The sequence below is a fragment of the Kosakonia sp. S57 genome (assembly GCF_016516575.1).
Lineage (GTDB): Bacteria > Pseudomonadota > Gammaproteobacteria > Enterobacterales > Enterobacteriaceae > Kosakonia > Kosakonia cowanii.
This window is the reverse complement of the sequence record NZ_JACVUL010000001.1, coordinates 152,717-175,021: the sequence shown is the minus strand read 5'-3', so window position 1 is coordinate 175,021 and position 22,305 is coordinate 152,717. Positions and strand designations below refer to the sequence as shown.

Annotated in this window: 24 protein-coding genes and 1 other annotated feature; of the genes, 15 read left to right on the top strand and 9 right to left on the bottom strand. The window is 54.0% G+C overall.

The genetic code is table 11. The annotated features are described in order from the left end of the window. Nucleotides 1-6 precede the first annotated feature (6 nt). Nucleotides 7-375 (top strand): osmotically-inducible lipoprotein OsmE, encoded by a 369-nt coding sequence (osmE, locus tag IAE48_RS00870; RefSeq protein ID WP_042716978.1) that lies wholly within the window; start codon nucleotides 7-9, stop codon nucleotides 373-375. A gap of 57 nt (nucleotides 376-432) precedes the next feature. On the opposite strand, the gene katE is transcribed toward osmE, so the two are convergent. Beyond that, a complete protein-coding gene (katE, locus tag IAE48_RS00865; RefSeq protein ID WP_200133140.1) occupies nucleotides 433-2,691 on the bottom strand; it encodes a catalase HPII in 2,259 nt (752 codons plus the stop codon). 194 nt (nucleotides 2,692-2,885) lie between these two features. Here katE and cedA point away from each other — a divergent pair, with 194 nt between their 5' ends. Further along, complete coding sequence (gene cedA / locus IAE48_RS00860; RefSeq protein WP_258185103.1) at nucleotides 2,886-3,140, top strand: cell division activator CedA; 255 nt, start codon at nucleotides 2,886-2,888, stop codon at nucleotides 3,138-3,140. A 46-nt stretch (nucleotides 3,141-3,186) separates the two neighbouring features. On the opposite strand, the gene IAE48_RS00855 is transcribed toward cedA, so the two are convergent. From IAE48_RS00855 to hxpB, 4 genes are all read right to left on the bottom strand, one after another. Then, on the bottom strand, nucleotides 3,187-4,578 hold the full coding sequence (locus IAE48_RS00855; RefSeq protein ID WP_023481542.1) for an L-cystine transporter: 1,392 nt from the start codon (nucleotides 4,576-4,578) through the stop codon (nucleotides 3,187-3,189). Nucleotides 4,579-4,706: 128 nt separating this feature from the next. Further along, nucleotides 4,707-5,297, bottom strand: a complete 591-nt coding sequence (locus IAE48_RS00850) for a metal-dependent hydrolase (RefSeq protein WP_094420097.1) — start codon at nucleotides 5,295-5,297, stop codon at nucleotides 4,707-4,709. Nucleotides 5,298-5,394: 97 nt separating this feature from the next. Further along, the gene (gene kduD, locus IAE48_RS00845) at nucleotides 5,395-6,156 is read right to left on the bottom strand and encodes a 2-dehydro-3-deoxy-D-gluconate 5-dehydrogenase KduD (protein ID WP_094420096.1); all 762 of its coding nucleotides are present in this window, start codon (nucleotides 6,154-6,156) and stop codon (nucleotides 5,395-5,397) included. A 146-nt stretch (nucleotides 6,157-6,302) separates the two neighbouring features. Beyond that, nucleotides 6,303-6,971, bottom strand: a complete 669-nt coding sequence (hxpB, locus tag IAE48_RS00840) for a hexitol phosphatase HxpB (RefSeq protein WP_200133139.1) — start codon at nucleotides 6,969-6,971, stop codon at nucleotides 6,303-6,305. Between the two features lie 146 nt (nucleotides 6,972-7,117). Between hxpB and IAE48_RS00835 the strand changes: the two genes are divergently transcribed. Then, nucleotides 7,118-7,654, top strand: a complete 537-nt coding sequence (locus tag IAE48_RS00835) for a YniB family protein (protein ID WP_200133138.1) — start codon at nucleotides 7,118-7,120, stop codon at nucleotides 7,652-7,654. 50 nt (nucleotides 7,655-7,704) lie between these two features. Here IAE48_RS00835 and IAE48_RS00830 read toward each other — a convergent pair whose 3' ends face one another. The 3 genes from IAE48_RS00830 to pfkB form a co-directional block, all read right to left on the bottom strand. Beyond that, a complete protein-coding gene (locus IAE48_RS00830) occupies nucleotides 7,705-8,565 on the bottom strand; it encodes a fructosamine kinase family protein (RefSeq protein ID WP_094420093.1) in 861 nt (286 codons plus the stop codon). A gap of 105 nt (nucleotides 8,566-8,670) precedes the next feature. Further along, a complete protein-coding gene (gene ghoS, locus IAE48_RS00825; RefSeq protein ID WP_094420092.1) occupies nucleotides 8,671-8,961 on the bottom strand; it encodes a type V toxin-antitoxin system endoribonuclease antitoxin GhoS in 291 nt (96 codons plus the stop codon). Nucleotides 8,962-9,053: 92 nt separating this feature from the next. Beyond that, entirely contained in the window at nucleotides 9,054-9,986 is a 933-nt protein-coding gene (pfkB, locus tag IAE48_RS00820) for a 6-phosphofructokinase II (RefSeq protein WP_200133137.1), read from the bottom strand. 286 nt (nucleotides 9,987-10,272) lie between these two features. Between pfkB and IAE48_RS00815 the strand changes: the two genes are divergently transcribed. Both IAE48_RS00815 and IAE48_RS00810 read left to right on the top strand, forming a co-directional pair. Beyond that, nucleotides 10,273-11,028: a YdiY family protein gene (locus IAE48_RS00815; protein WP_200133136.1), complete on the top strand. Its 756-nt coding sequence runs from the start codon at nucleotides 10,273-10,275 to the stop codon at nucleotides 11,026-11,028. A 245-nt stretch (nucleotides 11,029-11,273) separates the two neighbouring features. Then, nucleotides 11,274-11,477, top strand: a complete 204-nt coding sequence (locus tag IAE48_RS00810) for a hypothetical protein (RefSeq protein WP_054802949.1) — start codon at nucleotides 11,274-11,276, stop codon at nucleotides 11,475-11,477. A gap of 163 nt (nucleotides 11,478-11,640) precedes the next feature. Here IAE48_RS00810 and IAE48_RS00805 read toward each other — a convergent pair whose 3' ends face one another. Continuing rightward, nucleotides 11,641-13,086 (bottom strand): flagellin, encoded by a 1,446-nt coding sequence (locus tag IAE48_RS00805; protein ID WP_200133135.1) that lies wholly within the window; start codon nucleotides 13,084-13,086, stop codon nucleotides 11,641-11,643. Nucleotides 13,087-13,313: 227 nt separating this feature from the next. On the opposite strand from IAE48_RS00805, the gene fumD reads away from it, so the two are divergent. The 10 genes from fumD to btuC all read left to right on the top strand — a co-directional run bounded on the left by fumD (nucleotide 13,314) and on the right by btuC (nucleotide 22,300). Continuing rightward, entirely contained in the window at nucleotides 13,314-13,526 is a 213-nt protein-coding gene (gene fumD / locus IAE48_RS00800) for a fumarate hydratase FumD (protein WP_042715883.1), read from the top strand. 551 nt (nucleotides 13,527-14,077) lie between these two features. Then, nucleotides 14,078-16,006, top strand: coding sequence for a threonine--tRNA ligase (thrS, locus tag IAE48_RS00795; protein ID WP_094420089.1), 1,929 nt, complete (start codon nucleotides 14,078-14,080; stop codon nucleotides 16,004-16,006). Nucleotides 16,007-16,009: 3 nt separating this feature from the next. Continuing rightward, nucleotides 16,010-16,552 (top strand): translation initiation factor IF-3, encoded by a 543-nt coding sequence (gene infC / locus IAE48_RS00790; protein ID WP_071789579.1) that lies wholly within the window; start codon nucleotides 16,010-16,012, stop codon nucleotides 16,550-16,552. Between the two features lie 92 nt (nucleotides 16,553-16,644). Further along, nucleotides 16,645-16,842: a 50S ribosomal protein L35 gene (gene rpmI / locus IAE48_RS00785; protein WP_001124225.1), complete on the top strand. Its 198-nt coding sequence runs from the start codon at nucleotides 16,645-16,647 to the stop codon at nucleotides 16,840-16,842. A gap of 45 nt (nucleotides 16,843-16,887) precedes the next feature. Continuing rightward, entirely contained in the window at nucleotides 16,888-17,244 is a 357-nt protein-coding gene (gene rplT / locus IAE48_RS00780; protein ID WP_007374646.1) for a 50S ribosomal protein L20, read from the top strand. A 119-nt stretch (nucleotides 17,245-17,363) separates the two neighbouring features. Next, nucleotides 17,364-17,488 (top strand) — a sequence feature (Phe leader region). Further along, the gene (gene pheM / locus IAE48_RS00775; RefSeq protein WP_001386830.1) at nucleotides 17,369-17,413 is read left to right on the top strand and encodes a pheST operon leader peptide PheM; all 45 of its coding nucleotides are present in this window, start codon (nucleotides 17,369-17,371) and stop codon (nucleotides 17,411-17,413) included. Its footprint overlaps the feature before it by 45 nt. Nucleotides 17,489-17,528: 40 nt before the next feature. Further along, nucleotides 17,529-18,512, top strand: coding sequence for a phenylalanine--tRNA ligase subunit alpha (gene pheS, locus IAE48_RS00770; RefSeq protein ID WP_023481633.1), 984 nt, complete (start codon nucleotides 17,529-17,531; stop codon nucleotides 18,510-18,512). Nucleotides 18,513-18,526: 14 nt separating this feature from the next. Continuing rightward, nucleotides 18,527-20,914, top strand: coding sequence for a phenylalanine--tRNA ligase subunit beta (gene pheT, locus IAE48_RS00765; protein WP_200133134.1), 2,388 nt, complete (start codon nucleotides 18,527-18,529; stop codon nucleotides 20,912-20,914). Nucleotides 20,915-20,918: 4 nt separating this feature from the next. Then, nucleotides 20,919-21,218, top strand: a complete 300-nt coding sequence (gene ihfA, locus IAE48_RS00760; RefSeq protein WP_006820203.1) for an integration host factor subunit alpha — start codon at nucleotides 20,919-20,921, stop codon at nucleotides 21,216-21,218. A 101-nt stretch (nucleotides 21,219-21,319) separates the two neighbouring features. Continuing rightward, complete coding sequence (gene btuC / locus IAE48_RS00755; RefSeq protein ID WP_200133284.1) at nucleotides 21,320-22,300, top strand: vitamin B12 ABC transporter permease BtuC; 981 nt, start codon at nucleotides 21,320-21,322, stop codon at nucleotides 22,298-22,300. The last annotated feature ends 5 nt before the right edge of the window (nucleotides 22,301-22,305 follow it).

Below are 22,305 nucleotides of genomic sequence, written 5' to 3'. Positions count from 1 at the left end.
TGGAATATGAATAAGAATATCGCAGGAATTCTGGGCGCCGCAGCAGTACTGACTATGCTGGCTGGTTGTACCGCTTACGATCGCGCGAAAGATCAGGTTAGTCAGCCGGTCGTTAAAGATGTGAAAAAAGGGATGAGCCGCCAGCAGGTAATGCAGATTGCAGGCCGTCCGTCATCAGAAGTGAGCATGGTTCACGCTCGTGGTACCTGCCAGACCTATATCCTGGGTCAGCGTAACGGCAAAACTGAAACCTACTTCGTTGCACTGGATGAGACCGGTCACGTGCTGAACTCGGGTTATCAGACCTGTTCTGAATATGACACCGACCCGCAGGCGCCGCAGCAACAGTCTCAGCAGAAAAAACCTTTCCAGTAATTTTTTGATTCGCCTGAGCACACAAAAAACCGGCCATCTGGCCGGTTTTTTTATGCCTTATGCCGGCACGTTATCGATTTTGCTGATACGTGACCAGACGCGGTGCGCGGAAAGCTGTTCGATAAAGTCCTCCACCAGCGCGGTGGACGCGATATCACCTTCAATAATGCCCTCTTCACCCTGCGGATTCACATGGATCACTCCTTTAAACTGGCGGGCGTCACCGGCAAGACCGATAGTCTTGAGATGCTTATAGGCTTCCAGCAGGTAGTATTTCGCATCGCCATTTTGCAGCAGCGTGCTGACATCGCCGCCGGGCACAAAGACGCCATCCACCGTCAGCGAAGGTGAACCGGCAAAAGTTGCCGCCACCGGCAGGCGGGAGCCATCATCAGCCACCACTTCGCCCATACGTGAGTAGAGCAGTTTGGCGTGCACGCCTTTGTTCTTCAGCCCCTGCAACAGAGTAAGCACATCCTGCGCGCGAACATTGTCATGCAGCAGCACCGCGACCACGCGGCCCTTCACATCGCCATCCGGAATGGCATACAGGCTGAGGGAGGGATCTTTCTCCACGCCATTTACCGCAGGCGGCGGCGTAATGTTGCACTGCTCTTCCGTCAGGGTAATACCCAGGTTTTCCGCGACGGACTGCGCCAGCTTGACATCGATATGTGCCAGCAGATCGACCACGCGCTCGCGAATATAGGGGCGTGCCACTTTGCTTAGCTCAAAGCTGAAGGCATCAACGATATGGCGTTGTTCAAACGGCGTCTGGCTTAGCCAGAAGAGGCGAGGATGGGCGTAGTACTCACCAAATGAGGGGCTGCGCTCGCGCACTTTATGCCCTTCGACACGCTCCTGATAGCTCTCAAAACCGCCGCGTTTCGGCCCCGGCGGCGTTTCGCGCGGCCAGTTATCGTTGATGGAGTTCGGCTCATAGTTGGCCGGATTGGTATCGATATCCATCCGGTGCATGCCGTCACGCTGGAAGTTGTGGTACGGGCAGGTCGGGCGGTTAATCGGAATTTCGTGGAAGTTCGGCCCGCCGAGACGGCTGATCTGCGTATCGGTATAGGAGAAGAGGCGCCCCTGCAACAGGGGATCGTTGGTGAAATCGAGCCCTGGTACAATATGACCCGGATGGAAGGCCACCTGTTCGTTTTCGGCAAAGAAGTTATCCGGGTTACGATTGAGCACCATTTTGCCGACCCGCTGCACCGGCACCAGCGCTTCCGGGATCAGTTTAGTCGGGTCGAGCAGGTCGAAATCAAACTTGAACTCATCCTCTTCCGGGATCAGCTGTAGCCCCAGCTCGTACTCCGGGTAGTCGCCCGCTTCAATCGCTTCCCACAGCTCACGGCGGTGGAAGTCCGGATCGCGCCCGGTCAGCTTCTGCGACTCGTCCCACACCAGCGACGCTTTACCCGCCAGCGGTTTCCAGTGGAAGCGTACAAAGGTCGCTTTCCCTTCGGCGTTAATCAGGCGGAAGGTGTGAATACCAAACCCTTCCATGGTGCGATAGCTGCGCGGAATGCCGCGATCCGACATCGCCCACATCACGTTATGCAGCGTTTCCGGTTGCAGGGAGACGTAATCCCAGAAGGTGTCGTGCGCGCTCTGACCCTGCGGAATAGCCCAGTGTGGCTCCGGTTTTACCGCATGGACAAAGTCGGGGAATTTGTGCGCATCCTGCAAGAAGAAGATCGGCGTGTTGTTGCCGACCAGATCGAAGATACCCTCTTCGGTGTAGAACTTGGTGGCGAAACCGCGAATATCACGCACGGTATCCGCTGAACCGGCACCGCCCTGTACGGTTGAGAAGCGCACAAACACCGGGGTGATCTTCTCCGGGTCGGAGAGGAAATCGGCCTTGGTAATATCTTGCAGGCTGCGGTAGGGCTGGAAGTACCCGTGCGCCGCCGAGCCACGCGCATGCACGATACGTTCAGGGATACGCTCATGGTCAAAATGGGTGATCTTTTCGCGCAGAATAAAATCTTCCAGCAGCGTCGGGCCGCGCGAGCCTGCGCGCAACGAGTTCTGATCGTCGCTGATGCGCACACCCTGGTTAGTGGTTAGCGCGGCGTTCTCGCCGCCCTTACGGAACGGCTCCAGCGCATTCAATTTCTCATTGGCGGTATCGGGTGATTTCAGGCTGCCAGGTGCGGTGGGCTCTTCACCGGGTGCGGTCGGTTTTGGCGAAGGGCGGTGGGAGTTATCGGATGGTGCGAGGGAATCCAGTCCCGGGCGGGCTTCGTTTTCATCATCAACCGGGGCGCGGGAAGGTTGCGTCTCTTTCTCATGCTGCGACATTGAACTCGTCTCCTGTTATCCATGACTAAAAAGGCAGGTTATTGCCATTAACCCTTCTAACTATAGAACAATGTCCCGGTCGCGCCCGTTTACCGGCCCGGCCTTGAAAACGCGCAGAGAAGCTCACGCCGGGCGCGACGCGCGGGGTCACAATCGGCTATCATTGGCTTTCGTGTGTGTGAAATTTGTCTTTAGTGAATGCATCGCTTATGAAAACGCTTCGTCAACAGAATCGAGTCATTATCAGCTATGTCCCGCGCGTCGAACCGGCGCCCCCCGACCATGCGTCAAAGGTCGAAGGTTATCGTGATGTCTGGAGGCTGCGCGCTAAATATGTCGCGTTTGTGTTGATGGGCGAGAATTTCCGCCGCTCGCCGACCTTCACTACGCCGGATGCGGCGCAGCGCTGGGCGACGCAGATGCGCCAGGAAGGCGAGATAGAGGAATAAAAAAACGCCTGCAGTGTGCAGGCGTTTTTGTTTTTACGCGGGAAGCTTAGCGATGTGCCAGTTCTGCGTGCTCTTCGCTATCGAGAATGGTTTTATCTGTCTGCTTCAGCCACTGGCTGGTCAGCGTCCCGGCGGTCATGGAGCCGCTGACGTTCAGCGCGGTACGGCCCATATCGATCAGCGGTTCAACGGAGATCAGAAGCGCAACCAGCGTAACCGGCAGGCCAAGCGCCGGCAGCACAATCAGCGCTGCGAACGTTGCACCGCCGCCCACGCCCGCCACACCGGCAGAGCTGATGGTGACGATGCCGACCAGCGTTGCAATCCACATCGGATCCAGCGGGTTGATGCCAACTGTCGGCGCTACCATTACCGCCAGCATTGCCGGGTAGAGACCGGCGCAGCCATTCTGGCCAATGGTCGCACCAAAGGAGGCGGAGAAGCTGGCGATCGACTCCGGTACGCCAAGGCGACGGGTCTGCGCTTCCACATTCAGCGGAATAGAGGCGGCGCTGGAGCGGCTGGTAAAGGCAAAGGTCAGCACCGGCCATACTTTACGGAAGAACTTCAGCGGGCTGACGCCATTCACGCCCAGCAGCACGCCATGTACCACGAACATAATGCCGAGGCCGAGGTAAGAGGCGATAACAAAGCTGCCCAGCTTGATGATGTCGTGGATGTTGGAGCCAGCAACCACTTTGGTCATCAGCGCCAGCACGCCGTACGGTGTCAGTTGCATTACCAGACGTACCAGCTTCATCACCCAGCTCTGCAGCGTGTCGATGGCGGTCAGCACGCGCTGGCCCTTCGGCGCATCATCTTTCAGCAGCTTCAGCGCGGCAACGCCGAGGAAAGCGGCAAAGATAACGATGCTGATGATCGACGTTGGGCTTGCGCCAGTCAGATCGGCAAACGGGTTTTTCGGCACAAACGACAGCAGCAATTGCGGCACGGTCAGATCGGCCAGTTTACCGACGTAGTTGCTCTGAATGGCGTTCAGACGCGCGGTTTCTGCGCTGCCCTGCACCAGCCCTTCAGCGGTAAGACCAAACAGATTGGTCACCAGCACACCCACCAGCGCGGCGATAAGCGTGGTGAACAGCAGCGTGCCGATAGTAAGGAAACTGATTTTGCCCAGCTGCGACGCGTTGTGCAGACGTGCAACGGCGCTGAGGATCGAGGCGAAAACCAGCGGCATCACAATCATTTGCAGCAGTTGCACATAGCCGTTACCGACTACGTTGAACCACTGAATAGACTCTTTCAGCACCGGATTATCGGCACCGTAAATAGCCTGCAGCGCGAGACCGAATGCCACGCCAAGCCCGAGACCAACCAGTACTTTCTTTGCCAGGCTCCACTGTTTGTGGCGCGCCTGCGCCAGCAAAAGCAGCAGTGCAGCGAACACGACAACGTTCGCGATTAATGGAAAATTCATCCCCGTTCTCCTGATTTCATTATATTGATGACATCGAGGTCATCCTGTGGCGCAAGGTTAGCAGAAGTGCCCGGGGCGGCTTATATCCAAATGGAATGCTTTATAGCGAAGTGTTCAAAAGCGACTATTTATCGTGCAATCTGGCGATCAATAAAGCGATTGAACTCATTTTGCAGAATATTTATCGCTTCGGATGACCAGCGGATTGCACCATTTTCGGGCAAGGTTTGCGGCATCCACACGGCATAGGTGAGCAGGGCCATGCAGAGCACACGCTCCATCTGGTTACCTTTTTGTGACGCGAGAATGGGTAGTCGAAAGCGCCAGCGGCAGGGCCACAGCAGCGGCACGCCGGCGGGCGTGAGCATATCTGCAACGATATGGCTAAGATAGCCGACAACCATACCCTGCAGCGCGTCCGTCGGCAGGATCCAGCTGTCAGGCACTTTTAAGGCAAAGAGGGTAAGCGCAAGAAAAACCGCCAGCAGGCTATGGGTAAACCCACGGTGACCAAAGGCGCGCGCAACGGGTTTTGAGATCCACTTTAGCCGCTGGCCGAGGAAGGATTTCGGGTGATCGATGTCCGGCAGCAGGCAGGTGAGAATGGCTGAAGGCACAATATGCCACCAGTCGCCCTGTGCAAGCACGGGCGTCAATTCGGCATTCTTGGTAAACACCGCGCAGGCTATGGAGAAAAGCAGGTGTCCTTCCGCCGTCATGATCAAACTCGCTAAACTGTCGATGCATACAGTATAGGATGTTTGTACAGTAGGCGGAAGAGGTGACGGTGTAACTCTTTGTCACAATCCTGCTAATTTAGCGCGCCAGCCAGCCGCCATCGACCGCTAGCGTGTAGCCATTTATGTAGTCAGCCGCCGAAGAGGCGAGAAAAACCGCCGCGCCCTGTAAATCCTCCGGCGTACCCCAGCGAGCCGCGGGAATACGATCGAGGATCTCCTGATTACGTTCAGCATCTTCGCGCAACTGCTGGGTATTGTTGGTCGCCATATAGCCGGGCGCAATCGCATTAACGTTAATATTGTGCTTCGCCCACTCATTCGCCAGCAGGCGGGTGAGGCCCATCACGCCGCTTTTTGAGGCGGTATAAGAGGGAACACGAATGCCGCCCTGGTAAGAGAGCATCGAGGCAATATTGATAATTTTGCCGCCGCTGCGCTGGGCGATAAATTGTCGGGCGACAGCCTGGGAGAGGAAGAAGAGCGATTTGAGGTTGAGATCCATCACCTCATCCCAATCCTTTTCGCTGAAATCGATGGCGTCACAGCGGCGGATAGTTCCGGCGTTATTGATGAGAATATCAAGGTGTCCCATCTTCGCCACCGCTTGATCGACAATCGAGGCCAGCTGCTGCTGGTCGCGCAGGTCGGCCTGAATCGCGTGAAATCGGCGGCCAAGCGCCTCGACGCGTTTTGCCGTTTCATGAGGGATTTTCCGGTTAACACCGACAATATCGCAGCCTGCTTCCGCCAGCCCTATTGCCATGCCCTGGCCCAGACCGGTATCGCATCCGGTTACAAGAGCCACCTTATCCGTTAGCTTAAAAGCATCCAGTATCATATCTACTCCGGCGTGATGTCATGTCGTGACGGGCGTCAATGCCTGCGGATCAGAATAGAAGGCGGGAGCGTAAAATACAAACAAATGAAATCATGTTTCAATATTTTTGTGATGCAGGAGCAGCTTTGCGCTGCTCCTGCACATTATTAACCGAGCAGATGTGCAGCGGTGAGCTGCTGCAAGCTGTCGAGTTTGACATTCGCCAGCACATAGCGCGGATCGGCACGATGCTCCTCATCGGGCACCACAATCGAACGCATGCGCGCCGCTTTGCTGGCAATCATCCCGTTTACGGAATCCTCCAGCGCCACGCAGGCTAAGGGATCGACACCGAGTTTCGCCGCGCAATCAAGATAAACCTGCGGGTGCGGTTTGCTGTAAGGCAGGCTCTCGGCAGAGGCCAGTGCATCGAAGCTGTCACGAAGGTCGAACATCGCTAAAACTTTTTCGAGCATATGCAGCGGCGAGGCGGAGGCCAGCCCCACACGCAGGCCGTTCGCTTTGCACAGTGCCAGCGCTTCACGCACGCCCGGCAGCAGTGGGCGCTCTGCTTCTACCAGCGCGATTGCGCGCTCGATAATTTGTGCAGTCACTTGCTGGCAGGACGGACCGCTCCACGGCTGTTGCGCATACCATAAATCAACCACCATATCGATGCGCAGGCCCAGCGTGTCAGGCAGTTCGCCGCGGCGCGTGATGTCGACGCCGAGGCTTGAGATCACCTCAAGTTCAGCGCGATCCCACAGCGGTTCCGAGTCAATTAATAAACCATCCATATCAAAAATTGCTGCAACTGTTTGGCGCGGGGCAGACATAACACCTCTCCGGTTAGCGTGATTAAACAGGGTGAAGGTAGTGAGTATGGCAATGCGTTCACCCTGGCGTCTTTAAAAATCAGGCGAAAATAGTTATCAGCAGGTAGACTAAGGCACAAACAGTGCGTCAACAACAAGGGGAATCCATGACGTATCAACAAGCTGGACGCATCGCCGTACTGAAACGCGTTCTGGGTTGGGTGATTTTTATTCCGGCCGTTATTTCGACCGTTATTTCGATCCTGAAGTTTATGTATGAGCATAGCGATAAACAGCCCGGTATTAATGCCGTGATGCTTGATTTCGCCCACGTGATGATTGAGATGATGCGGTTCAATACGCCATTCCTCAATCTCTTCTGGTACAACTCGCCGACGCCCCATTTTCAGCAGGGTCTGAACGTTCTCTTCTGGATTATCTCCGCGCTGATCTTTATTGGCCTGGCTTTACAGGCTTCCGGTGCACGCATGAGCCGCCAGGCACGCTTTGTGCGTGAAGGGGTGGAAAACCAGCTGATCCTCGAAAAAGCCAAAGGCGACGAGGGGCTGACCCGCGAGCAGATCGAAGCGCGTATTAATGTGCCAAACCACACCATTTTCCTGCAGATTTTCCCGCTCTATGTGCTGCCGGCCATCATCATCGTGGCGGGGTACTTCTTCTTTAAGCTGCTCGGCTTTCTGTAAAGTTACAGCGCCCGATAGCATTCGCGATCGGGCTTCTTAGCCTTCCACTTTTACGCGGCCAATACCCGATCCAGCGCCTTCTGTGCATTCATCAAATGTTCACCGCCGAAGAGAATGGCGCGGTTGAAGAGGGTGTAGAGCTGGTAAATCGGTTGGCGGTCGAGAAAGTCGGGCGGGAGCGGGGAGATAGATTGGTAACCGTCATAGATCTGCGGCGGCTGATCCGGATGGAGCGGCAACATCGCCAGATCGCACTCCCTGTCGCCCCAGTAGCAGGCGGGATCGTAAATATAGGGGCCATCCGGGCCAAGGGCGCAGTTGGCGGACCAGAGATCGCCATGCAGTAAAGAGGCCTGCGGCTGGTGGCCAGCTAACCGCTGCTGAACATGTTCAACAATTGCATCGATATTGCCGAACTGTAGCCCTTTCTCCGCCGCCAGCTCAAGCTGCCAGCCGATACGCTGCTCGGCGAAAAAGGTCGACCAGCGTCGCTGCCAGGCGTTTGGCTGCGGGGTGGTGGAGAGATCGTTATCGAAGTCGAGACCAAACTGCGGCTGATCGCTCCACTGATGGAGCCGGGCAAGCTGCTGGCCCAGCAAAAAAGCGCTATGCATATCCAGCGGACGGGCGTGGAGATACTCCATCACCAGGAAGCTGTAGTCGCGGTCGCTGCCGACCGCCCACACTTCAGGCACCCGGACCGTATTGCTGCGCGCCAGCAGCGCCAGCTGATCGGCTTCGGCAGTGAAGATGGGAAGCAGGGCGCGTTCATCACATTTAACGAAACAGTCGCGTCCTGCGTAACGTATGCGCCATGCAGCGTGAATTTCGCCGCCCGGTAGCTCATCGCGTTGTTCAATTTCGCCTTCACCCAGTTGCTCGCTTAACAGACCACTTATCGCTTGCCACATGATATTTCTCCCATGTAATCAGCCAGATCATTAGGTTAGCGCACTAAAGCTGTGAAAAAATTCGACTTAACGCACACCAGGCGCACGCACGGCGCAGGATGGCACTTATTGCTCTTGTTGCCGCCACGTCTCCCAGGTGGAAACCGTGACATCGGTTTTTCGCCCGACGGCGCTTTCGGCCAGGCCGCTGGCGAGATCATGAACCTCTTGCTCATTTAAGGCGCTAATCAGGCCGAAGGTGTTGGTGCCCAGATCGTGCACCTTGCCATCGTCGTCCGCCATGGTGATAAGAAAGCCCGCAAGTGTAAAGTGGTTATTCAGCTCATTAATATCCGTTAGCGTCTCATCGTGAAATTTCACCGTGACGACGTAGCGGTTGATGCCATCGCTACTCATATTTCACCTCATTGTTAATGCAAATTTTTTTAGCATAGTCGGCGACGACTATTTGTCGACTATCGCCAGCGACTCTCGCTGCGTTAACGCGCTTAAGCACCGCATAAGTAGTCGTAGATCTTTTGCGTATCTTCACTGGCACACAGGCGCGTGCCCTGATTGATGGTTGCCGCGCTGCCGGCTGCGACGCCAAAGCGCACCATATCGTCGAGCGGGGCATCTTCGGCAAGCTTGAGGGTCATGGCACCGACCATGCTGTCGCCCGCACCAACGGTGCTCTGGCTTTTCATCGGCGGCGGCACAACCTGAACATGGCCCTGCTGATCCACCCCCAGCGCCCCTTGCGGCCCTAGCGAGACCACTACGCGGCGCGCTTTACCGCTGTTAATGATCTCCTGCGCGGCACGCAATACGTCATGAGGTTGGTTGAGCGGTCGGCCAACCAACGCGCTCAGCTCTTTCTGGTTGGGTTTGACCAGTTCGATATTGCCAATCTCCAGCGCAGCGGCCAGCGCCTCGCCTGAGCTGTCGATAATGCAGCGGATCCCCTGTTTTTGCGCGACGGTAATCAACTGCGTCAGCTTTTCAAGCTGTACACCAGGCGGAAGACTGCCGCTGATGACCAGAATCGCGCCGCTCTCTATCGTCAGCACTCTCTCTTCTATCTGGCGGAACTCATCTTCGCTGAGGGCGGCGCCGGGCATCACAAAGCGATACTGCTCGCCGCTCGCTTCAACGTGCACATGCAGGTTCTGTCGCGTCCAGTCTGCGGTCTGCACGCTGAGGGTCGGGACATGCTCATCGGCGAGCAGGGCAGTCAGGTGTTCACCGGTTGCGCCGCCCGCCGGGAAAATCGCGGTAGCTTTGCCGCCGAGGTGGGCAATGGCGCGGGCAACATTAATGCCGCCGCCACCCGGTTCAAAAACCGGCGAGGTGCAACGGAGTTTTCCTTCCGGATAAATTTGCGGCGTTATTGTCGCGCTATCGAGAGATGGCGCGAGCGTTAGCGTATAAATCGATACCATATTGACCTCCTGTTACGTAGGGTGCAGTAAGCCTGGCACCATTTACAGCGAAGGGAAAGTAAATAACAGTATGATTTTAAATACGATATTATTTTTACGGTGATATTTCGGAATCTATAACATTTATTCTGAGATCTCTCTTATTCAAAAAATCAAATAAGATTTCATTGATATGTTTAAGCGGTCTTTTTATAATTTGTTACCTTTCTGCGGACCATTGGTCATTGATCCATAAGAAAGTTTCCGGGACCGTGTTGGTCTCATTTACTGTACGGATTTTAAAAAAATGAAGCTTTTTAAGACAGTACCCGCGCTGGTTGTGGCTGCGGGCGTGCTTGCGTCGATGAATGCTGTCGCAGATGATACCGTTTTTACTGTCATGGATGACCCCGCCTCCGCGAAAAAACCGTTTGAAGGTAATGTTAACGGTGGCTATCTCGGTCAGTCAGGCAACACAAAGAGTTCCTCTTTGACGGCTGACTCTACCCTGACATGGTATGGCGATTCTACGGCCTGGTCCCTGTGGGGCAACGCCAGTAATACCTCGTCTAATGACGAACGTTCTTCCGAGAAGTATGCTGTTGGTGGTCGTAGCCGTTATAACATGACTGACTACGACTACCTGTTTGGCCAGGCGAGCTGGTTAACCGATCGCTACAACGGTTACCACGCCCGTGACATCGCTACCGCCGGTTATGGTCGTCAGTTCCTGAATGGCCCGGTTCACAGCTTCCGTCTCGAATTCGGTCCGGGTGTACGTTATGACAAGTACACTAACGGCGATACCAAAACGACGGCGCTGGGCTATGCGTCTGGCACCTATGCGTGGCAGTTCTCTGACAATGCGAAATTTACCCAGGGCGTTTCGGTGTTTGGTGCGGACGATACCACTGTCAACTCCGAAACCGCGCTGAACGTGGCGATTAACTCCCACTTCGCGTTGAAAGTTGCCTATAACGTGACCTGGAACTCCGAGCCGCCATCATCGGCACCGGATCATACCGATCGCAGAACGTCGATTACCTTAGGCTACAAAATTTAACTGGACGGGCCGGATTATCCGGCCCGTTTTTATTTACACTCAGTGCGCAATTCGTCGGTTAATTTTATTTAAGTCCGCTCCTGCACTTTCTCTCCACATTTCCGCTTTGAGAAACATATTCAGTTTATTTGACACGAACGGCTAAATAAATTGACTGGGAAAAAGTGTGATCCAGATCTACAATTCTTGCTGTGGGCACGCTGCTGCCCGGCCAGTTAAATCTATTTCAGCAAGAGAATTCAATCATGAAAACAATCACAACAACCGCCGCCGCGCTGGTTATTTCTGCGCTCTCTTTCAGCGCTTTCGCGGCACAGCCTGCACAATCTACTAACCACATCACCAGCATCGAAGCGGGTTCAAACATGATCCCCGGCACGCATGCAGTAAAAGGTACTAATGACGCTGCTTTTAATGCGCATACGCTGGTAGCCGGTGGATGGGAATAAAGATTATTCTTAGCAGTTTCATCTGCTTAATTTAAAAACCGGATTATGCGGTACCGGTTTTTAAATTTGGCAAGACAGACTTAATAATGAGTCGATTCTGAAAAGTTATTTATAAAAAGTGCACGAATAACGCTTATCTCTGGTTGCGTTAAATCTCAAAGTATTAGCTACGCAGGAGAGAGAGAATATTCTCCGCCGCCTGGTTCGCCACTTTTAGCACGGCGTCCTGACCCTGCTGTAACAGCTGTGCTTTAGCCATCTTGCTCGCTTCCAGCGCGTAATCTGCATCTTCTATCCGGCTCTTTGCCGCCTGTGTGGCGATACTCTGCTGCGCCAGCACCGATTTGTTTGATTCAAAACGATTAATAAAAGCGCCATATTGCGCGCGGTAACCGCTCACTTTCTCCAGCGCCTGGTCGAGTTTGCCCATCGCCTTACCAGCAGTGGTTTCTGACAGCAGATCCGTGCCGGTTAAGCCAAGGGATTTAACATCCGCGGGCGTGGTCGGAATGGTCGTTGATTTGATCTCATCCCCGACAGTGGCGCTGGTCACCACTTCCCACGGCCTGCTCTGCTTAGGTGGCACTTCCGGCGTAATGGTCGGTTTTGGCAGCTCGCCCCAGGTCAGGTTGCTGGTAAAAGAGCCGCTACCGACGACCATGACAACAAGATCTTCGGTGACATTATCGATCGTTAAACGCTCAAGGCGGTTCGAACCATTGCTGCCATCATTGTAGGCAGCACCGGACTCATAACGATCGCCGTCACCACTGTATTTGATGGTCATGCCATTATAGGCGAGCGTCGAACTACCATTTAATGCCCAGGAAGAGCCACCCTCAATCAGTAACGAGTCATCGTAAGTGGCGCCACTCTTAAAGCCATTCGATGCGGTCAAAACGCGGCTGGTCGCCTTTGCTGAATCCGTGATGCCGCGGCTTTTCCAGGTGTAATCCGGGTCACTGCCATTAATCGGCGTACCAGCCAGATGTTTACCGTCACGCGTAAAGAGCTGGATATCGTCATCCAGACCGAGTGAGTCGATGGTAATAGTAATATTTTTCGCTCCCGCAGGAATATAGGCCAGCGAGACGATGCCTGAGCTGAACGAATAGTCCGTTCCGCTCACCGGAAATTTCGTACTCAGCGGCGGAACATCGCCGATAAGTGCTGGCGGAAGTTCCGGCGCGTCCGTTGCCAGCGGATAAGAGCCGAAAATCTCGGTGCCTTCGGAAATCGACTGAATGGTATCCAGAATGCTTTGATACTCATTCTGTATGCTGCGTCTGTCGCTGTCGGAAAGCGTGCTGTTGCCAGCCTGGATAGCCAGGCTTTTAGCGCGAATCAGCCGTTCACTAATGGTACTCAGGCCACCATCGGCGGTCTGCGCCATGCTGATGGCGTCATCAAGCCCGCGGGAAACCACGGTGTCTGCGTTGCTGTTAGAACGCATACGATTGGCGATGGCCTGGCCTGCCGCATCGTCTTTTGCGCCATTGATTCGAAAGCCTGACGATAAACGCTCAATTGACTCCTGCAGAGTCGATGAGGTCGTTTTTCGAACCGTCAGGTTCAATCCCGTCATCTCGTTGTAATTGATCGCTTGCATTACCGTCGCTATATCATTCAAACCACGAATGCTCTATTTATCGGCAACAGGAGTGAGTTTCTTTAAGGTAAATCGATAAGGAAATTTAACTTTGTGCAACTGTATAAAAAACAAGTGCTTTTACATTTCCGCTATAGATTTGCTGTGTTGTGGCACACTTACAGGCAATGGGGATAAGGATAGATTGCGTTTTACTCAAGGCTTTCTAATGAAAAAAGTGGGGCGATATGGGCAAGTTGAATGATGCGGCGTTATACGATGAGATGTGCCGGGTGGTGGGCAAGGTGGTGCTTGAGATGCGTGACCTGGGACAGGAGCCTAAGCATATTGTTATTGCGGGTGTGGTAAGAACCATGCTGGCTAATCAGAGAATTAAACGTACCGAACTGACCGAAGCGGCGATGGAAGAGGTGATTCGCGCACTGGGTTTCGACGCCTGAGCCGGGTTTCAACAGGGCACGCATTGCTGCGTGCCCGGGAGAAGCGAAAGCCCTAGCGTCGTTTTCTCGGGGAAACCGGTAGGGTTTGTGAATATTTCACTTTGCTGTGTTTATAAAAGGCAAAAAAAACAATCGCAATCAGCAGAACAATGGCTAAGATATAAACTATTACCATGATTTATCAGTGGGTTAGGGGTTAATGGGAAGCCAAATAGACTGCTTCCACCCCTGTTGTGTCAAGATGGCAAAGCAAAATCAGATAATACCTTCCTTGCGCCAGCACAGTTGAATGGCGACTTACTCCCCAATAGAGCCGAAAAAGGGCGCAATAACGATCCGCGCCACACTAGCCCTTTCAACGCCGAGTGCAAATGTGTACTATTGTCGGGTACTTAACAGCAGCGGGTAAGGGTAAAGTGCGGTCATTACCGTTCGATACATATTCCGCAGAGTGAAGCGAGAAAACTTATCTAAGCGGCTGTTATATCTTTGAAATCTCATTTTGCATGTGCTCTTTCGTGTGGCGCACCACTGCAAATTAAGGAAATGAAATGCCTGTAATTACGCTTCCTGATGGCAGTCAACGCCATTATGACCACGCCGTAAGTCCCCTGGATGTCGCGCTTGATATTGGCCCTGGCCTGGCGAAAGCTTGCATTGCCGGGCGCGTCAACGGTGAACTGGTCGATGCTTCAGATATCATCGACAGTGATGCAAACCTTGCTATCATCACCGCAAAAGATGAGGAAGGGCTGGAGATTATCCGCCACTCCTGTGCGCATCTGTTGGGCCATGCGATCAAGCAACTATGGCCGCACACCAAAATGGCGATTGGTCCGGTTATCGACAACGGTTTCTATTATGACGTTGATCTCGACCACACCCTGACTCAGGAAGATATCGACGCGCTCGAAAAACGTATGCACGAGCTCGCCGAATCCAACTATGACGTTATCAAGAAGAAAGTGAGCTGGCAGGAAGCGCGTGAAACGTTTGTCGCACGCGGTGAAAACTACAAAGTCTCCATTCTTGATGAAAATATTGCCCATGATGATAAGCCTGGCTTGTATCATCATGAAGAATACGTCGATATGTGCCGTGGTCCGCACGTACCGAATATGCGTTTCTGCCACCATTTCAAACTGATGAAAACGGCGGGCGCTTACTGGCGTGGCGACAGCAACAACAAGATGCTGCAGCGCATTTACGGTACCGCATGGGCAGATAAAAAAGCGCTTAACGCCTATCTGCTGCGTCTGGAAGAAGCAGCAAAACGCGACCACCGTAAAATCGGCAAGCAGCTTGACCTGTACCATATGCAGGAAGAAGCGCCGGGTATGGTATTCTGGCACAACGATGGCTGGACCATTTTCCGTGAACTGGAAACGTTTGTACGCTCTAAGCTGAAAGCGTACCAGTACCAGGAAGTTAAAGGCCCGTTTATGATGGACCGTGTGCTGTGGGAAAAAACCGGCCACTGGGACAACTATAAAGATGCTATGTTTACGACCTCTTCGGAGAATCGTGAATACTGCATCAAACCGATGAACTGCCCGGGACATGTGCAGATTTTCAACCAGGGGTTGAAATCCTACCGCGACCTGCCGCTGCGTATGGCGGAGTTCGGTAGCTGCCACCGTAATGAACCTTCGGGCGCGTTGCACGGTCTGATGCGTGTGCGCGGCTTTACGCAAGATGATGCGCACATCTTCTGTACGGAAGAGCAGGTTCGCGATGAAGTGAACGCCTGCATCCGTATGGTCTACGATATGTACAGCACGTTTGGCTTCGAAAAGATCGTTGTCAAACTCTCCACCCGTCCCGAGAAACGTATCGGTAGTGACGAGATGTGGGATCGTGCTGAGGCGGATCTGGCAGTTGCGCTGGAAGAGAACAATATCCCATTTGAATATCAGCTGGGTGAAGGCGCATTCTACGGTCCGAAAATTGAATTTACCCTGTATGACTGCCTCGATCGTGCATGGCAGTGCGGAACGGTACAGCTGGACTTCTCCCTGCCGGCTCGTCTGAACGCCTCTTATGTGGGCGAAAGCAACGAGCGTCAGGTTCCAGTTATGATTCATCGCGCAATTCTTGGGTCACTGGAGCGCTTTATCGGCATCCTGACTGAAGAGTTCGCAGGCTTCTTCCCAACCTGGCTTGCGCCGGTGCAGGTAGTGGTCATGAACATCACTGATTCACAGTCTGAATATGTCAACGAATTGACCGAGAAACTGCAAAATGCAGGCATTCGTGTAAAAGCAGACTTGAGAAACGAGAAGATAGGCTTTAAAATCCGCGAGCACACTTTACGTCGTGTCCCTTATATGCTTGTTTGTGGTGACAAAGAGGTTGAAGCCGGCAAAGTTGCTGTGCGTACCCGTCGCGGTAAAGACCTGGGTAGCCTTGACGTAAATGAAGTTATCGAGAAGCTGCAACAAGAGATTCGCAGCCGCAGTCTTAAACAACTGGAGGAATAAGGTATTAAAGGCGGAAAACGAGTTCAAACGGCGCGTCCCAATCGTATTAATGGCGAGATCCGCGCCCTGGAAGTTCGCTTAACTGGTCTGGAAGGCGAGCAGCTTGGTATTGTGAGTCTGCGAGAAGCTCTGGAAAAAGCTGAAGAAGCCGGGGTTGATTTAGTTGAAATTAGCCCTAACGCCGAGCCGCCCGTTTGCCGTATAATGGACTACGGCAAGTTCCTCTATGAAAAGAGCAAATCTTCTAAGGAACAGAAGAAGAAGCAAAAAGTTATTCAGGTCAAGGAAATCAAATTCCGACCTGGTACAGATGAAGGCGACTATCAGGTAAAACTCCGCAGCCTGATTCGCTTTCTTGAAGAGGGCGATAAGGCCAAGATCACACTGCGTTTCCGCGGTCGTGAGATGGCCCACCAACAGATCGGTATGGAAGTGCTTAACCGCGTGAAAGAAGATCTGGTCGAACTGGCAGTTGTCGAATCCTTCCCTACGAAGATCGAAGGCCGCCAGATGATTATGGTGCTTGCTCCTAAGAAGAAACAGTAAGGCCATCAAGTAATTAAACCTGTGGGCCTCGTGCTCGCGGGTTTAGTTCGCCTTTGTTTCGTTTATTAACAATGCGAAGTGGAAATTGAAAAATGCCAAAGATCAAAACCGTACGCGGTGCTGCTAAGCGCTTCAAAAAAACCGGTAAAGGTGGTTTTAAGCACAAGCATGCTAACCTGCGTCATATTCTGACCAAAAAAGCTACCAAGCGTAAACGTCACCTGCGTCCGAAAGCCATGGTTTCTAAAGGCGATCTGGGCCTGGTCATCGCGTGCCTGCCGTACGCATAAGTCGTTAACCTTTTAACTTTTTAATTAGAATATACAGGAGAGCATATGGCTCGCGTAAAACGTGGTGTGATTGCACGTGCACGTCATAAGAAAATTTTGAAACAAGCTAAAGGCTACTACGGCGCGCGTTCACGCGTTTACCGTGTTGCCTTCCAGGCTGTTATCAAAGCTGGTCAGTACGCTTATCGTGACCGTCGTCAGAAAAAGCGTCAGTTCCGTCAGCTGTGGATTGCACGTATCAACGCAGCAGCACGTCAGAACGGTATTTCTTACAGCAAATTCATCAACGGCCTGAAAAAAGCCTCTGTTGAAATTGACCGTAAGATCCTGGCTGACATCGCCGTATTCGACAAAGTGGCATTCTCTGCCCTGGTTGAAAAAGCGAAAGCAGCTCTGGCGTAAGCCAGTTTAAGAGAGGGAGCCTGGCTCCCTCTTTTGCTTTAACAGTATCAATACATTGACTTTTTGCCGTGATGCGTTTTCAATAGCCCATCGTCGCCACGTAGCCGATTAAGGTAATGCAAGCATGAATGCTGCTATTTTCCGCTTCTTTTTTTACTTTAGCACCTGAATCCAGGGGGCTTGCGCGTGAAAGAAGAAACGGAAAACAGCGCCAGAAAGCCTCCCTTGTGGAGGCTTTTTTTGTATCTGCCGCGTGTAAATATCGTCATATAACGAGGAAAACCATGTCACATCTCGCAGAGCTGGTTGCCAGTGCGAAGGCAGCCATTAACGATGCCTCAGATGTCGCCGCGCTGGACAACGTACGCGTCGAATATTTGGGTAAGAAAGGGCATCTGACCCTTCAGATGACCACCCTGCGTGAGCTGCCGCCAGAAGAGCGCCCGGCTGCCGGAGCGGTAATCAACGAAGCGAAAGAGCAGGTTCAGCAAGCGCTGAACGCGCGCAAAAACGATCTCGAAAGCGCTGCGCTGAATGCCCGCCTCGCTGCTGAGACCATCGATGTCTCCCTGCCGGGCCGTCGTATTGAAAATGGCGGTCTGCACCCGGTGACCCGTACCATCGATCGTATCGAGAGCTTCTTTGGCGAGCTGGGCTTTACCGTCGCCACCGGGCCGGAGATCGAAGACGATTACCATAACTTTGACGCGCTGAACATTCCGGGCCACCATCCGGCACGTGCCGATCACGACACCTTCTGGTTCGACGCCACGCGTCTGCTGCGTACGCAGACCTCAGGTGTGCAGATCCGCACCATGGAGCATCAGCAGCCGCCGATCCGCATTATTGCTCCGGGCCGCGTCTACCGTAACGACTACGATCAGACCCACACCCCGATGTTCCATCAAATGGAAGGGCTGATCGTTGATAAAAACATTAGCTTTACCAACCTGAAAGGGACGCTGCACGACTTCCTGCGTAACTTCTTTGAAGAGGATCTGCAAATCCGCTTCCGTCCCTCCTACTTCCCGTTCACCGAACCCTCCGCCGAAGTGGATGTGATGGGTAAAAACGGTAAATGGCTGGAAGTGCTGGGCTGTGGCATGGTCCACCCGAATGTGCTGCGTAACGTTGGCATCGACCCGGAAATCTACTCCGGCTTCGCGTTTGGCATGGGGATGGAGCGCCTCACCATGCTGCGCTACGGTGTGACAGATCTGCGCGCATTCTTCGAAAACGATTTGCGTTTCCTCAAACAGTTTAAATAAGGGCAGGCGAAACAATGAAATTCAGTGAACTGTGGTTACGCGAATGGGTGAACCCAGCGGTTGATAGCGAAGCGCTCTCCGGGCAGATCACCATGGCCGGCCTGGAAGTGGACGGCGTTGAACCGGTCGCCGGTGCGTTTCATGGTGTAGTGGTTGGCGAAGTGATGGAGTGCGCTCAGCACCCGAACGCCGACAAACTGCGAGTAACAAAAGTGAACGTGGGCGGCGATCGCCTGCTGGATATCGTCTGCGGCGCGCCAAACTGCCGTCTCGGTCTGAAAGTGGCCGTTGCGACCGTCGGCGCGGTACTGCCGGGCGATTTCAAAATCAAAGCGGCGAAACTGCGCGGCGAACCCTCTGAAGGGATGCTCTGCTCCTTCTCCGAACTCGGTATTTCCGACGATCACAACGGCATCATTGAACTGCCGGCAGATGCGCCGATTGGCACCGATATTCGTGAATACCTGAAGCTTGACGACAACACTATCGAAATCAGCGTCACGCCAAACCGCGCCGACTGCCTGGGCATTATCGGTGTTGCTCGCGACGTTGCAGTGTTGAATAAATCCCCGCTGAACGAGCCAGAAATCGCACCGGTTGCCGCCACCATTAACGATACGCTGCCGATCGTTGTGGAAGCGCAAGAGGCCTGTCCGCGCTACCTGGGCCGCCTGGTCAAAGGTATCAACGTCAGCGCGCCGACGCCGCTGTGGATGAAAGAGAAGCTGCGTCGCTGCGGCATTCGTTCAATCGATGCGGTAGTCGATGTCACCAACTACGTTCTGCTTGAGCTCGGCCAGCCGATGCACGCTTTCGACAGCGATCGCCTGGAAGGCGGCATCGTGGTGCGTATGGCGAAAGAGGGCGAAACGCTGGTGCTGCTCGACGGCAACGAAGCGAAGCTGAGCACAGACACGCTGGTCATTGCTGACCAGAAAAATGCGCTGGCAATGGGCGGTATCTTCGGCGGGGAACACTCCGGTGTAAACAGCGAAACGAAAAACGTTCTGCTGGAGTGTGCTTTCTTCAACCCGCTCTCCATTACCGGTCGTGCGCGTCGTCACGGTCTGCACACTGATGCTTCTCACCGCTACGAGCGCGGCGTCGATCCGCAGTTGCAGTATAAAGCGATGGAGCGCGCCACGCGCCTGTTGCTGGATATTTGCGGCGGTGAAGCGGGCCCGGTCATTGACGTGACTAATGAAGCCTCTCTGCCGAAACGCGCCACCATCCGTCTGCGTCGCAGCAAGCTGGACCGCCTGATTGGTCATCACATTGCCGATGAGCAGGTGAGCGATATTCTGACCCGCCTTGGCTGCGAAGTCACCGCAGGCCAGGATGAGTGGCTGGCGGTCGCGCCGAGCTGGCGTTTCGATATGGAGATCGAAGAGGACCTGGTGGAAGAGGTTGCCCGTGTTTACGGTTACAACAATATTCCTGACGAGCCAGTACAGGCCGGGCTGATCATGGGCGAACATCGCGAAGCCAACTTGTCCCTTAAGCGAGTGAAAACTATGCTTAACGACAAAGGCTACCAGGAAGTGATCACCTACAGCTTCGTTGATCCGAAACTGCAGCAGTTGATCCACCCGGGCGAAGAAGCGCTGGTGCTGCCAAGCCCGATCTCCAGCGAAATGTCGGTGATGCGCCTCTCACTGTGGACTGGTCTGCTGGGCACCATTGTCTATAACCAGAACCGTCAGCAGAGCCGTGTGCGTATTTTCGAAACCGGTCTGCGTTTTGTGCCGGATACCCAGGCGAACCTCGGCATCCGTCAGGATGTGATGCTGGCGGGTGCTATCTGCGGTAACCGTTATGAAGAGCACTGGGACCTCGCGAAAAACAGCGTTGATTTCTTCGATCTGAAAGGCGATCTGGAGTCTGTGCTGGAGCTGACCGGCAAAACAGGCGCTATCGAGTTCCGCGCTGAGACCAATCCGGCGCTGCATCCGGGTCAATCTGCCGCGATTTATCTGAAAGATAAGCGCATTGGCTTTATCGGCGTGGTGCATCCGGAGCTGGAGCGTAAGCTTGATCTGAATGGCCGCACGCTGGTGTTTGAACTGGAGTGGAATGCCCTTGCAGACCGCGCCGTGCCTCAGGCTCAGGAGATTTCTCGCTTCCCGGCGAACCGCCGCGACATCGCTGTTGTGGTCAATGAAAATGTACCCGCAGCAGATGTTTTGGCTGAATGTAAGAAAGTTGGCGCAAATCAGGTAGTTGGCGTAAACTTGTTTGACGTGTACCGCGGTAAGGGCGTCGTGGAAGGGTCGAAAAGCCTTGCCATCAGTCTGATCCTTCAGGATACCGGCCGTACACTCGAAGAAGAGGAGATTGCCGCTACCGTTGCCAGATGTGTAGAGGCATTAAAAGAGCGATTCCAGGCATCATTGAGGGATTGAACCTATGGCGCTTACAAAAGCTGAAATGTCAGAATATCTGTTTGATAAGCTCGGGCTTAGCAAACGGGATGCAAAAGAGCTGGTAGAGCTGTTTTTCGAAGAGATCCGTCGTGCTCTGGAAAATGGTGAGCAGGTCAAACTCTCCGGCTTCGGCAACTTTGATTTGCGTGACAAGAATCAACGTCCGGGTCGTAATCCAAAAACCGGCGAAGATATTCCCATTACAGCACGGCGCGTGGTGACCTTCAGACCCGGCCAGAAGTTAAAGAGCCGCGTCGAAAACGCTTCGCCCAAAGCTGAATGATTTTGCATTAACCAAAAAGGCCGCCTCGCGGCCTTTTTTCTTTTCAGCATCCGCTATCCCTCTTAGAATCAGTCACCTGGCTGATGAGTAAACGTGAAACCATGCTGGCATACGCCCATCTTCAACAGCAACGCAACCGCCGCTGGCTCGGCGCGCTGGCGCTGCTGTTACTGCTTGCGCTCACCTTAAGTCTTTGCGCAGGCGAGCAGTGGATAGCCCCCAATCGCTGGTTCACTCCTGAGGGTGAGCTTTTTGTCTGGCAGATACGCTTACCGCGCACTCTTGCCGTGCTGCTGGTGGGTGCTGCGCTGGCGCTGTGTGGTGCCACCATGCAGGCGCTGTTTGAAAATCCTTTGGCAGAGCCAGGCCTGCTTGGCGTATCGAGCGGCGCGGGCGTAGGCCTTGTTGCGGCAGTGTTTCTCGGCGGCGGGATGTTGCCCGACTGGGCGCTCGGTCTCTGCGCCATTGCCGGCGCATTAATGGTTACGCTTATCCTGCTGCGCTTTGCGCGCCGCCATCTTTCCACCAGCCGCTTACTGCTGGCTGGTGTCGCACTCGGCATTATCTGTACCGCCTTAATGACCTGGGCGGTCTACTTCTCTACCTCGCTCGATTTACGCCAGTTGATGTACTGGATGATGGGCGGCTTCAGCGGCGTCGACTGGCAGCAGGGCTGGCTGATGGCAGCACTTCTGCCGGTGATGGTGTGGATCTGCCTGCAATCCACGGCGCTGAACGTGTTAGCGCTGGGGGAAATCTCCGCCCGCCAGCTCGGGCTGCCGCTCTGGTTATGGCGTAATCTGCTGGTGGCGGCCACCGGCTGGATGGTAGGCGTCAGCGTGGCGATTGCCGGGGCTATTGGCTTTATCGGGCTTGTGATCCCGCATATTTTGCGCTTATGTGGCTTAAGCGATCATCGCGTTCTGCTTCCGGGCTGCGCGCTGGCGGGCGCGGTTGCGTTGCTGTTTGCGGATATTGTCTCGCGCCTCGCGCTTAGCGCCGCAGAGCTGCCGATTGGCGTTGTAACATCAACACTAGGTGCGCCGGTGTTTATCTGGCTATTATTGAGGGTCGGGCGCTAAGCCCG

What these genes read in the sequence shown, in the direction of transcription:
- osmE (WP_042716978.1), top strand. Translation starts at nt 7, where the DNA reads ATGAATAAGAATATCGCAGGAATTCTGGGCGCCGCAGCAGTACTGACT.
- katE (WP_200133140.1), bottom strand. Translation starts at nt 2,691, where the DNA reads ATGTCGCAGCATGAGAAAGAGACGCAACCTTCCCGCGCCCCGGTTGAT.
- IAE48_RS00855 (WP_023481542.1), bottom strand. Translation starts at nt 4,578, where the DNA reads ATGAATTTTCCATTAATCGCGAACGTTGTCGTGTTCGCTGCACTGCTG.
- IAE48_RS00850 (WP_094420097.1), bottom strand. Translation starts at nt 5,297, where the DNA reads ATGACGGCGGAAGGACACCTGCTTTTCTCCATAGCCTGCGCGGTGTTT.
- kduD (WP_094420096.1), bottom strand. Translation starts at nt 6,156, where the DNA reads ATGATACTGGATGCTTTTAAGCTAACGGATAAGGTGGCTCTTGTAACC.
- hxpB (WP_200133139.1), bottom strand. Translation starts at nt 6,971, where the DNA reads ATGTCTGCCCCGCGCCAAACAGTTGCAGCAATTTTTGATATGGATGGT.
- IAE48_RS00835 (WP_200133138.1), top strand. Translation starts at nt 7,118, where the DNA reads ATGACGTATCAACAAGCTGGACGCATCGCCGTACTGAAACGCGTTCTG.
- IAE48_RS00830 (WP_094420093.1), bottom strand. Translation starts at nt 8,565, where the DNA reads ATGTGGCAAGCGATAAGTGGTCTGTTAAGCGAGCAACTGGGTGAAGGC.
- ghoS (WP_094420092.1), bottom strand. Translation starts at nt 8,961, where the DNA reads ATGAGTAGCGATGGCATCAACCGCTACGTCGTCACGGTGAAATTTCAC.
- pfkB (WP_200133137.1), bottom strand. Translation starts at nt 9,986, where the DNA reads ATGGTATCGATTTATACGCTAACGCTCGCGCCATCTCTCGATAGCGCG.
- IAE48_RS00815 (WP_200133136.1), top strand. Translation starts at nt 10,273, where the DNA reads ATGAAGCTTTTTAAGACAGTACCCGCGCTGGTTGTGGCTGCGGGCGTG.
- IAE48_RS00810 (WP_054802949.1), top strand. Translation starts at nt 11,274, where the DNA reads ATGAAAACAATCACAACAACCGCCGCCGCGCTGGTTATTTCTGCGCTC.
- IAE48_RS00805 (WP_200133135.1), bottom strand. Translation starts at nt 13,086, where the DNA reads ATGCAAGCGATCAATTACAACGAGATGACGGGATTGAACCTGACGGTT.
- fumD (WP_042715883.1), top strand. Translation starts at nt 13,314, where the DNA reads ATGGGCAAGTTGAATGATGCGGCGTTATACGATGAGATGTGCCGGGTG.
- thrS (WP_094420089.1), top strand. Translation starts at nt 14,078, where the DNA reads ATGCCTGTAATTACGCTTCCTGATGGCAGTCAACGCCATTATGACCAC.
- rpmI (WP_001124225.1), top strand. Translation starts at nt 16,645, where the DNA reads ATGCCAAAGATCAAAACCGTACGCGGTGCTGCTAAGCGCTTCAAAAAA.
- rplT (WP_007374646.1), top strand. Translation starts at nt 16,888, where the DNA reads ATGGCTCGCGTAAAACGTGGTGTGATTGCACGTGCACGTCATAAGAAA.
- pheS (WP_023481633.1), top strand. Translation starts at nt 17,529, where the DNA reads ATGTCACATCTCGCAGAGCTGGTTGCCAGTGCGAAGGCAGCCATTAAC.
- pheT (WP_200133134.1), top strand. Translation starts at nt 18,527, where the DNA reads ATGAAATTCAGTGAACTGTGGTTACGCGAATGGGTGAACCCAGCGGTT.
- ihfA (WP_006820203.1), top strand. Translation starts at nt 20,919, where the DNA reads ATGGCGCTTACAAAAGCTGAAATGTCAGAATATCTGTTTGATAAGCTC.
- btuC (WP_200133284.1), top strand. Translation starts at nt 21,320, where the DNA reads ATGCTGGCATACGCCCATCTTCAACAGCAACGCAACCGCCGCTGGCTC.